The 13,074-nt window shown below is 67.7% G+C and carries 11 protein-coding genes; 10 read left to right on the forward strand and 1 reads right to left on the reverse strand.

What is annotated here, in order from left to right:
- Positions 1-23: 23 nt before the first annotated feature.
- The 6 genes from AC07SQ_RS02765 to AC07SQ_RS02790 all read left to right on the forward strand — a co-directional run bounded on the left by AC07SQ_RS02765 (position 24) and on the right by AC07SQ_RS02790 (position 7,372).
- Positions 24-1,901, forward strand: a complete 1,878-nt coding sequence (locus tag AC07SQ_RS02765; RefSeq protein ID WP_495270786.1) for a dipeptide ABC transporter ATP-binding protein — start codon at positions 24-26, stop codon at positions 1,899-1,901.
- A gap of 66 nt (positions 1,902-1,967) precedes the next feature.
- Positions 1,968-3,521 carry a glutathione ABC transporter substrate-binding protein GsiB gene (gene gsiB, locus AC07SQ_RS02770; protein WP_159276734.1) on the forward strand — a complete coding sequence of 518 codons (1,554 nt, stop codon included), beginning with the start codon at positions 1,968-1,970 and terminating at the stop codon, positions 3,519-3,521.
- A gap of 80 nt (positions 3,522-3,601) precedes the next feature.
- Positions 3,602-4,522, forward strand: coding sequence for a glutathione ABC transporter permease GsiC (gene gsiC / locus AC07SQ_RS02775; protein WP_062472516.1), 921 nt, complete (start codon positions 3,602-3,604; stop codon positions 4,520-4,522).
- Positions 4,523-4,532: 10 nt separating this feature from the next.
- The gene (gene gsiD, locus AC07SQ_RS02780) at positions 4,533-5,459 is read left to right on the forward strand and encodes a glutathione ABC transporter permease GsiD (protein ID WP_070060869.1); all 927 of its coding nucleotides are present in this window, start codon (positions 4,533-4,535) and stop codon (positions 5,457-5,459) included.
- Between the two features lie 18 nt (positions 5,460-5,477).
- Entirely contained in the window at positions 5,478-6,539 is a 1,062-nt protein-coding gene (locus tag AC07SQ_RS02785) for a DmpA family aminopeptidase (RefSeq protein ID WP_495270785.1), read from the forward strand.
- Between the two features lie 11 nt (positions 6,540-6,550).
- Complete coding sequence (locus AC07SQ_RS02790; protein ID WP_495270783.1) at positions 6,551-7,372, forward strand: M55 family metallopeptidase; 822 nt, start codon at positions 6,551-6,553, stop codon at positions 7,370-7,372.
- Between the two features lie 22 nt (positions 7,373-7,394).
- Here AC07SQ_RS02790 and AC07SQ_RS02795 read toward each other — a convergent pair whose 3' ends face one another.
- On the reverse strand, positions 7,395-9,371 hold the full coding sequence (locus AC07SQ_RS02795) for a sensor histidine kinase (RefSeq protein WP_495270782.1): 1,977 nt from the start codon (positions 9,369-9,371) through the stop codon (positions 7,395-7,397).
- A gap of 143 nt (positions 9,372-9,514) precedes the next feature.
- Here AC07SQ_RS02795 and AC07SQ_RS02800 point away from each other — a divergent pair, with 143 nt between their 5' ends.
- The 4 genes from AC07SQ_RS02800 (at position 9,515) to AC07SQ_RS02815 (ending at position 13,061) form a co-directional block, all read left to right on the forward strand.
- Positions 9,515-10,207, forward strand: coding sequence for a response regulator transcription factor (locus tag AC07SQ_RS02800; protein ID WP_062472505.1), 693 nt, complete (start codon positions 9,515-9,517; stop codon positions 10,205-10,207).
- 107 nt (positions 10,208-10,314) lie between these two features.
- Entirely contained in the window at positions 10,315-10,635 is a 321-nt protein-coding gene (locus tag AC07SQ_RS02805; protein WP_139705889.1) for a hypothetical protein, read from the forward strand.
- A gap of 255 nt (positions 10,636-10,890) precedes the next feature.
- Positions 10,891-12,669, forward strand: coding sequence for a nitrite/sulfite reductase (locus tag AC07SQ_RS02810; RefSeq protein WP_307692958.1), 1,779 nt, complete (start codon positions 10,891-10,893; stop codon positions 12,667-12,669).
- Positions 12,666-13,061: a DUF934 domain-containing protein gene (locus AC07SQ_RS02815; protein WP_062472499.1), complete on the forward strand. Its 396-nt coding sequence runs from the start codon at positions 12,666-12,668 to the stop codon at positions 13,059-13,061. The genes AC07SQ_RS02810 and AC07SQ_RS02815 overlap by 4 nt, the downstream gene beginning before the upstream one ends.
- Positions 13,062-13,074: the final 13 nt, after the last annotated feature.

The following is a 13,074-nucleotide window of genomic DNA, read 5'->3' on the forward strand; positions in this document are numbered from 1 at the left end:
CCCCTTTTTCCCTCGCATCCGCCATGTCCTCCCCTGCCCTGAACCTGCCCGACGGCCGCGTCCTCGCCGTCGACGACCTCACCGTGCGCTTCTCGACCTCCGAGCGCACGGTCGATGCCGTCAAGAAGCTGTCCTTCCACGTCGACCACGGCGAAACGCTCGCGGTGGTGGGTGAATCGGGGTCGGGCAAGTCGGTCACCTCGCTCGCGCTGATGCGGCTGGTGGAACACGGCGGCGGCCGCATCCTCGGCGGCAGCATGGCCTTCCGCCGACGCAACGGCGAAGTGCTCGACCTGGCACAGGCGCGCGACAGCACGATGCGCGGCATCCGCGGTGCGGACATCGCGATGATCTTCCAGGAGCCGATGACCTCGCTGAACCCGGTGTTCACCGCCGGCGACCAGATCGCCGAGGCCATCCGCATCCACCAGGGCAAGAGCAATGCGGCGGCGCGCGCCGAAGCGCTGCGCATGCTCGAACTCGTGCGCATTCCCGAAGCGCGCAACGTGCTCGACCGCTTTCCGCACCAGCTCTCGGGCGGCATGCGCCAGCGCGTGATGATCGCGATGGCGTTGTCGTGCAAGCCGCAGCTGCTGATTGCCGACGAGCCCACCACCGCGCTCGACGTGACGATCCAGGCGCAGATCCTCCAGCTCATCCGCGAGCTGCAGAAAGAGATGCGCATGGGCGTGCTCTTCATCACGCACGACATGGGCGTGGTGGCCGAAATCGCCGATCGCGTGCTCGTGATGTACCGCGGCGACAAGGTGGAAGCCGGCAGCTCCGACACCGTGTTCGCCTCGCCGCAGCACCCCTACACCCGGGCGCTGCTGTCGGCCGTGCCCAAGCTCGGAGCGATGCAGGGCACCGACCTGCCGGCCAAGTTCGAACTGCTGCGCACCGAAGACAGCACCGAGACCGTGCCCTGCAACGACACCACGCCGCAGACCACCGTGCGCGAAGACGCCGGCCCGATCCTGCGCGTGCGCGACCTGGTGACGCGCTTCGACGTGCGCAGCGGCATCTTTGGCCGCGTGAAGCGCCGCGTGCATGCGGTCGAGAAGATCAGCTTCGACCTGTACCCCGGCGAGACGCTGGCGCTGGTGGGCGAATCGGGCTGCGGCAAGTCGACCACCGGCCGCTCGCTGCTGCGCTTGGTCGAGAGCCAGAGCGGCGCGATCGAGTTCGGCGGCAAGAACATCCGCGAGCTGCCCACGCGCGAGCTGCAGGCGCTACGCCGCAACATCCAGTTCATCTTCCAGGACCCGTTCGCTTCGCTCGATCCGCGCGTGACGGTGGGCTTCTCGATCATGGAGCCGCTGCTCATCCACGGCATCGCCAAGGGTGCCGAGGCGCAGCAGCGCGTCGACTGGCTGCTGCAGAAGGTCGGCCTGCCGCCCGAGGTGGCACAGCGCTATCCGCACGAGTTCTCGGGCGGGCAGCGCCAGCGCATCGCGATCGCGCGTGCGCTCGCGCTGAACCCGAAGGTGGTGGTGGCCGACGAATCGGTGTCGGCGCTCGACGTGTCCATTCAGGCGCAGATCGTCAACCTCATGCTCGACCTGCAGCGCGAGCTGGGCGTGGCGTTCCTGTTCATCTCGCACGACATGGCCGTGGTCGAACGCATCAGCCACCGCGTGGCCGTGATGTACCTGGGCCAGATCGTCGAGATCGGCCCGCGCCGCGCCGTGTTCGAGGCGCCGCAGCACCCTTACACCCGCAAGCTGATGGCGGCAGTGCCGGTGGCCGACCCGTCGCGCCGACACAAGCCGCGCGCGCTGCTCGAAGGCGAGATTCCCAGCCCGATCCGCGCCGTGGGCGACGAGCCCGATGTGCCGCCGCTGGTGCAGGTTGCGCCCGGCCACTTCGTCGCACGGCATGCCATCGGCGGCGCCTTCTGAGTCCGAACCGTTTTTTTCACCCGCAGGCCACCTGCATTTTTTCCACGAACCGACTGGAGTTCTTCCATGAAGCAATCTTCTTCCTCCCTGCGCTGGGCATCCGCATTGCTGGGCCTGGCCGCGCTCGCCGCCTCGGGCTCGGCACTGGCTGCCAAAGACGTGGTGCTGGCCATCGGCTACCAGCCGGAAACGCTGGACCCGTACAACACCAACACGACCATCACCACGGCCGTGACCAAGACCTTCTATGAAGGCCTGTTCCAGTTCGACAAGGACCTGAAGGTGCAGAACGTGCTCGCCGAGAGCTACGACGTGTCCAAGGACGGTCTGGTCTACACCATCAAGCTGCGCAGCGGCGTCAAGTTCCACGACGGCACCGACTTCAACGCCGAAGCCGTGAAGGTCACGCTCGACCGCGTGCTGAACCAGGACAACAAGCTGCTGCGCTACAACCAGTTCAACCGCGTGGGCAAGGTCGAGGCCGTGAACCCGACCACCGTGCGCATCACGCTGAAGGAGCCCTTCGGCCCCTTCATCAACTCGCTGGCCCACGCCTCGGCCGCCATGATCTCGCCCACCGCGCTGAAGAAGTGGGGCAACAAGGACATCGCCTTCCACCCCGTGGGCACGGGCCCCTTCGAGTTCGTGGAATGGAAGCAGACCGACGCCGTCAAGGCCAAGAAGTTCGACGGCTACTGGAAGAAGGGCTACCCGAAGGTCGACAACCTGCAATGGAAGCCGGTGCTCGAGAACAACACGCGCGCCGCGATGCTGCAGACCGGCGAAGCCGACTTTGCCTTCCCCATTCCCTACGAGCAGGCCGAGCTGCTGAAGAAGAGCGACAAGCTCGAAGTGGTGGCCTCGCCCTCGATCATCACGCGCTTCCTGGCCTTCAACATGCTGCAAAAGCCGTATGACAACCCGAAGGTGCGCGAAGCCATCGGCTACGCCATCAACAAGGAAGCGCTGTCGAAGGTCGCCTTCGGCGGCTACGCCTTCCCTGCACAAGGCGTGATGCCCCAGGGCGTGAAGTTCGCCGAGAAGATGGCGCCCATTCCCTACGACGTGAAGAAGGCCAAGCAGCTGCTGACTGAGGCCGGCTACCCCAACGGCTTCGAGTCGGTGCTGTGGAGCGCCTACAACAACACGACCAGCCAGAAGACGATCCAGTTCGTGCAGCAGCAGCTCGCACAGGTGGGGATCAAGCTGCAGGTGCAGGCACTCGAAGTGGGCCAGCGCACCGAGCAGGTCGATGCCTGGCCCGATCCGAAGACGGCCAAGGTCCGCATGTACTACACGGGCTGGTCGTCGTCGACCGGTGAAGCCGACTGGGGCCTGCGTCCGCTGTTCGCTTCCGAGTCGTGGGCGCCCAAGCTCAACAACATGTCGTTCTACAAGAGCGACGTGGTCGACGCCGCGATCGCCAAGGCGCTCGTGACGGTGGACGACAAGGAAAAGGCCGCGCTGTACAAGACCGCACAGGACGAGATCCGCAAGGACCTGCCGCGCGTGCCGCTGGTCACCGAGCAGAACCTGTCGGCGCACGCCAAGCGCCTGTCGGGTGTGTTCGTGATGCCCGACGCGAACATCAACATCGATGCCATGTCGGTGTCGAACTGATCGCAGCTCCTTCGTTTCTTGACTGACTGTCCGGCGGGCGCTGGCACCGTGCCATCGCCCGTTCGCGACAACCGTATCCCATGCTGAATTACTTCCTCAAACGACTGTTGGGCCTGATCCCCACGCTGCTCATCGTGGCAGTGCTGGTGTTCCTGTTCGTCCACATGCTCCCCGGCGACCCGGCGCGCCTTGCCGCCGGCCAGGATGCCGACGAGCAGACCGTGGCCATGGTGCGCGCGGAGCTCGGGCTGGACAAGCCACTGCCGCAGCAGTTCGTGAGCTTCTTCACCCACATGGTGCAAGGCGACTTCGGTACCTCGATCCGCACGCGGCGGCCGGTGTCGACGGAGATTGCCGAGCGCTTCTTCCCGACGGTGATGCTGACCATCACCAGCATGGTGTGGGCGGTGATCTTCGGCATGGGGATCGGCATCGTGTCGGCGGTGTACCGCAACAAGTGGCCCGACCGCATCGGCATGACGCTGGCGGTGTCGGGCATCTCATTCCCCGCATTTGCATTGGGCATGCTGCTCATGCAGATCTTCTCGGTGCAGCTCGGCTGGCTGCCCACGGTGGGCGCCGCGACCTGGCAGCACTACATCCTGCCCTCGATCACGCTGGGCGCGGCGGTGGCCGCCGTGATGGCCCGCTTCACGCGCGCTTCCTTCGTCGAAGTGATCCAGGAAGACTTCGTGCGCACCGCGCGCGCCAAGGGCGTGCACGAAACCAGCGTGGTGTTCAAGCACACGCTGCGCAACGCGCTGATTCCGGTGGTCACGATGATGGGCCTGCAGTTCGGCTTCCTGCTGGGCGGCTCCATCCTTGTGGAGGCGGTGTTCAACTGGCCCGGCCTGGGCCGTCTGCTGGTCGATGCCGTGCAGATGCGCGACTACCCCGTCATCCAGACGCTGGTGCTGCTGTTCTCGCTCGAATTCATCCTGATCAACCTCGTGGTCGATGTGCTGTACGGCTACATCAACCCGACCATCCGCTATAAGTGAGCACGCAGCCATGACGCAAGCTACCGGCGTGTCTGCCGAATCCATCGTTCCCCTGTCCCCCGTTGCCGTTGCGCTGACCGCCGGCAAGGTCCGCACGCCCTGGGGCGAATGCTGGCGCCGTTTCAAGAAGCAGCCCGTGGGCATCGTGGCGGCCATCTTCGTGCTGCTGCTGGTGGTGATCGCGGTGTTCGCACCGTGGATCGTGCCCTTCGATCCCGAGAACTTCTTCGACTACGACATGCTGAACAGCGGGCCCTCGGCCACGCACTGGTTCGGCGTCGATCCGCTGGGCCGCGACATCTTCAGCCGCATCCTGGCGGGCACGCGCATCTCGCTGGCGGCCGGCTTCCTGTCGGTGCTGGTGGGCGGCATCATCGGCACGGCCTTCGGCCTGCTGGCCGGCTACTACGAAGGCTGGTGGGACCGCATCGTGATGCGCATCTCGGACGTGCTGTTCGCCTTCCCCGGCATCCTGCTGGCGCTGGGCGTGGTCGCCATCCTGGGCAGCAGCATGACCAACGTGGTGGTGGCGGTGTCGGTGTTCAGCGTGCCGGCCTTTGCGCGCCTGGTGCGCGGCAACACGCTGGTGCTCAAGCAGCAGACCTACATCGAGGCCGAGCGCAGCATCGGCGCGTCCGACTGGACCATCATCGTGCGGCACATCCTGCCGGGCACGATCTCGTCGATCGTCGTGTACTTCTCGATGCGCGTGGGCACCTCGATCATCACGGCAGCCAGCCTCTCGTTCCTGGGCATGGGCGCGCAGCCGCCGACGCCCGAGTGGGGCGCGATGCTCAACGAAGCCCGCGCCGACATGGTGACTTCGCCGCACGTGGCGCTGTTCCCCAGCCTGGCCATCTTCTTCACCGTGCTGGCCTTCAACCTGCTGGGCGATGCGCTGCGCGACGCGCTCGATCCGAAGATCGACCGCCAGTAAGTTCTTCTTTTTCTCTTCATGGCCTCGACGACTTCCCTGCCCTTCATCGGCACGCTGCCTGCGGGCCCGCGCGACGCCATCACCGACGTCGCGGGCGTCACGGTCGGCCACCGCACGCTGGCCGACGGCCCGGTGCAGACCGGCGTGACCGTGATCCGCCCGCACGCCGGCGACCCGTTCCGCGACAAGGTGCCGGCCGCGGCCGTGGTGCTCAACGGCTTCGGCAAGAGCGTGGGGCTGGTGCAGCTGGCCGAGCTCGGCGTGCTGGAAACGCCGATCGCGCTGACCAACACCTTCTCGGTCGGCACCGTGGCCACGGCGCAGATCCGCCACTGCGCGGCGGCCAACCCCGAGACCGGCCGCGCGCTGCCCACGGTGAACCCGCTGGTCTTCGAGTGCAACGACGGCTTTCTCAACGACATCCAGCGGCTGGCCGTGACCGAGGCCGATTACCTGCAGGCGCTCGATGCCGCCGGGACCGATTTCGAACAGGGCTCGGTCGGCGCAGGACGCGGCATGTCGAGCTTCCAGCTCAAGGGCGGCATCGGCAGCGCGTCGCGCCGCGTGGCAGTGGCCGACGGCACGACCCACACGGTGGGCACGCTGGTGCTGGCGAACTACGGGCGCCAGCCGCAGCTGGTGCTGGCCGGGCACGCGGTGGGCGAACGGCTCGCGGCGCTGCAGGCAGCGAAGGAAGCGGCGGAGCCCGAGAAGGGCTCGATCATCATCGTCGTCGCCACCGATGCGCCGCTCGACGCGCGCCAGCTGCGCCGCCTGGCGCTGCGCGCGGGCGCGGGGCTGGCCCGCACCGGCTCGGTCTACGGCCACGGCAGCGGCGATCTCGTGCTGGCCTTCTCGACCGCCTACACGATCCCCGATCGCGCGGACCGGCCCATGCCGGCCGTGGCGATGCTGCACGACACACGGCTCGACGGGCTGTTCCAGGCCGCGGCCGACAGCACCGAGCAGGCCATACTTCATGCGCTGTGGCGCGCCACGCCGGTCACGGGCCGCGACGGCAACCACCGCGCGGCGCTCGGCGAACTGCTGCCGGCGTCTTCCCTTTCACCTCTCGCCTGAAACACACGTCCATGAAAGTCCTGATCTCCACCGACATCGAAGGCGTTGCAGGCGTCTACCACCACGAGCAGGCGCGCCAGGGCAACCCCGAGTACGAACGCGCCCGCGTGCTGATGGCGCAGGAGGCCAACGCCGCGATTGCCGGCGCCTTCGACGCCGGCGCCACCGAGGTGCTGGTGAACGACTCGCACGGCGGCTTTCGCAACATGCCGCCCGACGTGCTCGATGCACGCGCCCGCGTGGTGCAGGGCAAGCCGCGCTACCTGAGCATGGTGGCGGGCGTGGAGGAAGACGGCGTGCAAGCGGTCTGCATGGTCGGCTACCACTCGCGTGCCCAAGGGCGCGGCATCCTGGCGCACACGATCAACGGCTTTGCCTTCGCGGGCATCCGGCTGGGCGACCAGGAACTCGGCGAGGCCGGGATCTACGGCGCACTGGCCGGCGAATACGGCGTGCCGGTCGTGATGGCCAGCGGCGACGACGTGTTCATCTCCGAGAACCAGGCACTCTTTCCGCATGCGAGCTTCGTGCAGACCAAGAAGGCGACCGGCTTCAACAGCGGCGTGTCGCTGTCGCCGGAGCAATCGCGCCAGGCGATCCGCGCCGGCGTGATCGAAGGGCTGGCCGCGCGTGCCCACGCACGTCCGCTGGTCTTCCAGGGCCCGCAGGTGGTCACGCTGCGCACCCAGTCGCCGATGATGGCCGACCTGTTCTGCCAGTGGCCGAGCTTCGAGCGCGTCGACGGCGTCACGCTGCGCTTCAGCGCCGACTCGGTGGAGTCGGCCGTGCGCATGCTGAACTGCTGCTCGGCGATGTCGTCGATGCTGCGCTGAGGCCGCGCGCCTTCAAGGCACTTCAAGGCAGCGCGAGGCTGAAGCGCACCTGGCCGTCCTGCCCGGCGCTGTCGAGCCGGGCCTGGCCCCGGTGCAGCTCGGCGATTTGGTGCACGAGGTACAGGCCGAGGCCGGCGCCCGGTGAGCGCGCCGCCTGGCGGCCACGGAAATACTTCTCGAACAGCCGCGGCACCTCGTCGTGCGGAATCGCGTCGCCGGGGTTGCTCACGCGGATGTTCAGTCCACCGGCTTCTGCGGGCACCACGTCGAGCACGATGGCCCGGCCCGCCGGCGTGTGGCGGTCGGCGTTGGCCAGCAGGTTGCGCAGCGCCACGCGCAGCAGGCCGGGGTCGCACACCAGCTGCGGCGGCAGATGGCTGCCCTGCCACACGACACGGCCGTCGGGCCAGTCGGCCACCAGGTCCTCGAACAGCTCCAGCAGTTCATCGCGCTCGCAAGGGCGCGGCTGGAACGGCGTCTGGCCGGCTTCCATGCGATCGGAGGTCAGGTACTCGTCGACCAGCGCGGTCATGCGCTGCGCGGCGGCGCGCAGGTTGAGGCAGCGCGCCAGGGTCTTCTCGCGCGCGGCATCGAGGTTCTTCGCGATCTGCTGCGCGGTGGTATGGATGATCGCCAGCGGCGTGCGGAACTCGTGCGACACCATGGCGACGAAATCCACCTGCGACTGCTTGGCGCGGCGCTCGGTTTCCAGCGCGGCGCGCAGGTCGACCTCGAGGCGCTGGCGCTGCTCGATCTCGCCGCGCAGGTCGGCCGTGCGCTTGCGCACCTCGTCTTCCAGCCGGTCGTTCTGGCGGCCGACCACGTGCACCAGGCGCGCTTGCGCGGCTTCCTTCTCGCGGCGCAGCTGGTCGTAGCGGCGGTTCAACCGCATGCTCATGAGCAGCAGGTGCAGCAGCGTGCCCACGGCGGTCGCGTTGTCGGTCCAGGCGCCGGCCGGCAGCCAGCCCTGGTTGCGCAGGAAGCTCACCATCACGCCCACGTAGTAGATGCCGAAGATGACGAGAAAGGCCCGCGCCTGGCCCTGGTCGCGCGGCAGCAACCACAGCGCGGCGGCGATCAGGTAGACGATGCACAGCATCGCCGTCCCCTGCACCGCCTGCATGGCCAGGCCGTTGGCGCCGGCCAGCACCAGCGCCACCGCGGTGGCACTCACGAGGCCCACCACGCGCACCGCCACGCGAGTGAAGCGCGGCCACTGCACGTCGGTTCCCAGCTGCATGCCGGCGAAGCGGATGCCGATGGCCACGCCGGCGCAGATCGACAGGCTCAGCAGCAGGTCGGACAGCCGCGCGGGCATGGCCAGCAGCTGCTGCGGCAGCCCGGCCGTCAGGAACTCGACCAGCAGCGCGTTCGCCACGTAGACCAGGTACCACGCGCTCAGCCGCTCGCGCGTCATCTGCCAGAACAGCGTGTGAAAGGCGAGCAGCATCAGGCCGAATCCGAAGCCCAGGCCGTAGAAGAGGTACTCGCGCCGCGCGGTGCCCGCGTAGACCTCGGGCGCGGCAAAGCCGATGGTGGTCGACATGGCGTTGCGCGACTGCAGGCGCAGCAGCAGCGGCGTGGGTTCGGTGCTCTCCAGCGTGAGCGGCAACTGCACGTTGCGCGCGTCGACGGGCCAGTGCTCGCGGCCGATGTCTTCGCCCGAGTGCACGGCCAGCTGCCAGCGGCCGGTGTCGTCCTGGCGGTACAGCCGCACATCGTCGAGCAGCGCATTCCTGAACTGCGCCAGCCAGCGCTGCTGCGACGCGTCAGCCGGGCGCTGCACCTCGAGCTTGATCCACACGGCGTCGCGCGTGAAGCCTGCGTTCACGGCGCCGGGCAAGGCCTTCCAACCCGGCGCGACGGCGGCTTCGTCGGCGCTGAGGCGGCCTTCGGGGTCGCGCAGCATCGACAACTGGCCGTGGCTGTCGACGCTCGCCAACGGATTCAGCCGCAGCACGCCGGCGGCGGCCGCGGTGGAAAAGAGAAGGCCCAGCACGGCAAGACAACCGCACCGCCACAGGCACCGAGCAAGGCGTTTCATGGGCGCGGATTATCGAGGGCGCCCCTACAATCCGCGCGCCTTTCATCGTGCTTAGAAACGCTCAGATTCCCTCGGCCACCAGCCCCTACCCTGTTCCCATGCGTGATGTGATCCTGCTGGAAGATGAAGCCGTGCTGCGCGAAGAGTTGAGCGAGTTCCTGACCGGCAGCGGCTACCGGGTCGATGCCGAGGCGTCGCTCGAAGGCTTCCACCGCACCTACGACCCGGCCCGCCACGGCATCGCGCTGGTCGACCTCGGCCTGCCCGACGGCGACGGCCTGTCGCTGATCCGCGAGCTGCGCGAACGCGGCGAGCGCCTGGGCATCGTCGTGCTGACGGCACGCGGCGGCGCCCGCGACCGCGTGACCGGGCTGGACATCGGCGCCGACTATTACCTGTCGAAGACCACCGACCTCGATGAACTGGCGGCCACGCTGGCGGCGCTGTCGCGGCGTCTGGGCGATTCGCCCGCCGCGCTGCCGGCCGACGCCTGGGTTCTGGAGCTGGGCCCGCGCCGGCTGTCGCCGCCGGGCTTCGCGCCCATTGCGCTGTCGGAACAGGACCTCACGGTGCTGCACGAGCTGATGCGCAGCGCCGGCGAGATCGCCAGCCGCCAGCAGATCGTGCAGGCCCTGGGCGAGCACTACCTGAGCTACGACCAGCGCCGTCTCGACACCCAGATCCGCCGCCTGCGGCGCAAGGTCAGCGAGGCCACGGGCCTGGTGCTGCCGATCAACACGGCGCGCAACGCCGGCTACCGCTTCCACGCCAAGACGCTCATCCGGCGCTAGCCCGACGCTGTCCGGGCGCCGCTGTGGCGCTCAGAAACGCTCAGTTTCATTTCGATACCCGCCGCTAATCTGCGGCACAGGCAGCGACTTGAGGCACGGATGAAGGCATGAGCGATCTCGCCAGGACAACTTCTTATGTGGTCCCCTACGTGGTCCACGTCAAAGGCCAGAACTTCACTTTGAAGGATGTCATGGTGGCCGCGGACATCTACCGGCTGCGGATCGAGGAGCAGATCGGCGATCCGCTGCGGGTGGTGAAGTGCTTCCAGGCCTGGTCGAAGGAGCGTCACCACGGCATCGAGCACCTGAACCGGACCGAAGCCCGGCTGGCCCGGGAATGGCTCAACGCGCAGCACCAGGCCGACAAGGCCGCGCGGCAACTGCTGAGTTCGCCGCAGACCCTGGGCTTCGACTTCAAGCTGCGATAGGCGCCCTGCGCGGGTGCCCCCGGGTTCCTAGAATCCAGCGTCCGGCGACCCCGCGCCGGCCTTCGCGCCTTATCCGGAATAAGCAACCAACCGCCTCGCAACCCGCATGGATGCTGGTGAATAAGCTTATCCGCATAAGACGCGAACCAAAAAATAGTTTGTTTCCATAAGGCGGGCTTTCAGAATCCGGGGCTTCTTGCTGGGGCGCCCCCGTTGTACGTGCGGCACCGCACTTCTTCAAGACACACACGCACGATGTACCAATACACAGAATTCGACCGCCAGTTCGTTCACCAACGCGCTGCCCAGTTCCGAGACCAGCTCGAGCGCTGGCAAAAGGGCCGCCTGCACGAGGACGAGTTCCGCCCCCTGCGCCTGCAAAACGGCTGGTACGTGCAGCGCTACGCGCCGATGCTGCGCGTGGCCGTGCCGTACGGCGAGCTGTCGAGCAAGCAGCTGCGCGTGCTGGCCCGCATCGCCCGCGAGTACGACGAGCCCGAGGCCGAGGTCTACCGCAAGGCCATCGAGACCCAGGGCCTGCTCGGCAGCCACAAGCTGCCCACCCACTACGCCCACTTCACGACGCGCCAGAACGTCCAGTACAACTGGATTCCGCTGGCCAAGTCGGCCGACGTGATGGACCTGCTGGCTTCGGTCGACATGCACGGCATCCAGACCAGCGGCAACTGCATCCGCAACATCACGAGCGACGAGCGCGCCGGCATTGCCGTCGACGAGATCGCCGACCCGCGCCCGTTCGCGGAAATCATGCGCCAGTGGAGCACGCTGCACCCCGAGTTCGCCTTCCTGCCGCGCAAGTTCAAGATCGCCATCACCGGCGCCACCGAAGACCGCGCCGCCACCGGCTGGCACGACGTGGGCCTGCACGTGGTGAAGAACGAAGCGGGCGACATCGGCTTTCGCGTGCAGGTGGGCGGCGGCATGGGCCGCACGCCCATCATCGGCACCGTGCTGCGCGAGTTCCTGCCCTGGCAGCAGATCATGAATTACCTCGAAGCGGTGATCCGGGTCTACAACCGCTACGGCCGCCGCGACAACATCTACAAGGCGCGCATCAAGATCCTGGTGAAGGCCGAAGGCCAGCGCTACATCGACGACGTCGAGGCCGAGTACAAGCAGATCCTCGAGCACGACGGCGCACCGCACACCATCACGCAGGAAGAGTACGACCGCGTGGCCGCCTCCTTCGTGCCGCCGACGCTGGCCACCCGCGTGCTGCAAAGCGCCGAGAAGACCGACGCCGAACTGCGCGCCCACGCCGCCGACGACGTCATGTTCGCGCGCTGGCTGGCCCGCAACGTCGATGCCCACAAGAACCCCGCGCTGCGCGCCGTGACGCTGTCGTTCAAGCGCCTGAAGCAGGCGCCCGGCGATGCCTCGGGCGACCAGCTCGACACCATCGCCGAGCTGGCCGACCGCTTCTCGGCCGGCGAAGCCCGCGTGACGCACGACCAGAACGTGGTGCTGCCCTGGGTGCACGCCGAAGACCTGCACGCGCTGTGGCTCGCCGCCCGCGCCGCCGGTTTCGCCAGCGCCAACGTGCAGCTGCTGACCGACATGATCGCCTGCCCCGGCGGCGACTTCTGCGCGCTGGCCAACGCTCGCTCCATTCCCATCGCCGAAGCCATCACCGAGCGCTACCAGGACCTCGACGAGCTCGACGACCTGGGCGAGATCGACCTGCACATCAGCGGCTGCATCAACTCGTGCGGCCACCACCACAGCGGCCACATCGGCATCCTGGGCGTCGACAAGGACGGCAAGGAGTGGTACCAGGTCACCCTCGGCGGCTCCGACGGCTCCGCGCTCAGCGGCGCGCCGCAGGCCGGCAAGGTGGTCGGCCCCTCGTTCTCGGCGGCCGAAGTGCCGGGCGTGATCGAGGCCGTGCTCACCACGTACCGCGACACCCGCGCCAACGGCGAGACCTTCATCGACACCCTGCGCCGCGTGGGCCACGACCCGTTCAAGGCCGCAGCCAACGGTGCGCGATTCAAGGTGGAGGAAGCAGCATGAAAAAGACTCTGAACATCCTTTCGGCCGAAGAACACATCGACGACGGCGACCCGAAGGTCCTGCAACTGGCCAACGACGCCGACCCGCTCGCCATCGAGGTGTGCCTGGCCGACATCGAACGCATCGACCTGAACTTTCCGAAGTTCACCGACGGCCGCGCCTACAGCCAGGCCTTCCTGCTGCGCCGCCGCCTCGGCTTCACGGGCGACATCCGCGCCACGGGCGATGTGCTGATCGACCAGCTGGTGCAGATGGAACGCACCGGCTTCTCCAGCGCCGTGCTCAAGGAAGGCGTGGACGCCTCCGACGCACAGCGCCAGTTCGACCGCTTCGCCACGTTCTACCAGGGCGACGCCGTGAAGACCGCGCCGCACTTCGTGGCCGGCGCCTGAGCAGACAAGAGAG

This window comes from Variovorax sp. GW821-FHT06D12 (assembly GCF_059419205.1).

What these genes read in the sequence shown, in the direction of transcription:
- AC07SQ_RS02765 (WP_495270786.1), top strand. Translation starts at nt 24, where the DNA reads ATGTCCTCCCCTGCCCTGAACCTGCCCGACGGCCGCGTCCTCGCCGTC.
- gsiB (WP_159276734.1), top strand. Translation starts at nt 1,968, where the DNA reads ATGAAGCAATCTTCTTCCTCCCTGCGCTGGGCATCCGCATTGCTGGGC.
- gsiC (WP_062472516.1), top strand. Translation starts at nt 3,602, where the DNA reads ATGCTGAATTACTTCCTCAAACGACTGTTGGGCCTGATCCCCACGCTG.
- gsiD (WP_070060869.1), top strand. Translation starts at nt 4,533, where the DNA reads ATGACGCAAGCTACCGGCGTGTCTGCCGAATCCATCGTTCCCCTGTCC.
- AC07SQ_RS02785 (WP_495270785.1), top strand. Translation starts at nt 5,478, where the DNA reads ATGGCCTCGACGACTTCCCTGCCCTTCATCGGCACGCTGCCTGCGGGC.
- AC07SQ_RS02790 (WP_495270783.1), top strand. Translation starts at nt 6,551, where the DNA reads ATGAAAGTCCTGATCTCCACCGACATCGAAGGCGTTGCAGGCGTCTAC.
- AC07SQ_RS02800 (WP_062472505.1), top strand. Translation starts at nt 9,515, where the DNA reads ATGCGTGATGTGATCCTGCTGGAAGATGAAGCCGTGCTGCGCGAAGAG.
- AC07SQ_RS02805 (WP_139705889.1), top strand. Translation starts at nt 10,315, where the DNA reads ATGAGCGATCTCGCCAGGACAACTTCTTATGTGGTCCCCTACGTGGTC.
- AC07SQ_RS02810 (WP_307692958.1), top strand. Translation starts at nt 10,891, where the DNA reads ATGTACCAATACACAGAATTCGACCGCCAGTTCGTTCACCAACGCGCT.
- AC07SQ_RS02815 (WP_062472499.1), top strand. Translation starts at nt 12,666, where the DNA reads ATGAAAAAGACTCTGAACATCCTTTCGGCCGAAGAACACATCGACGAC.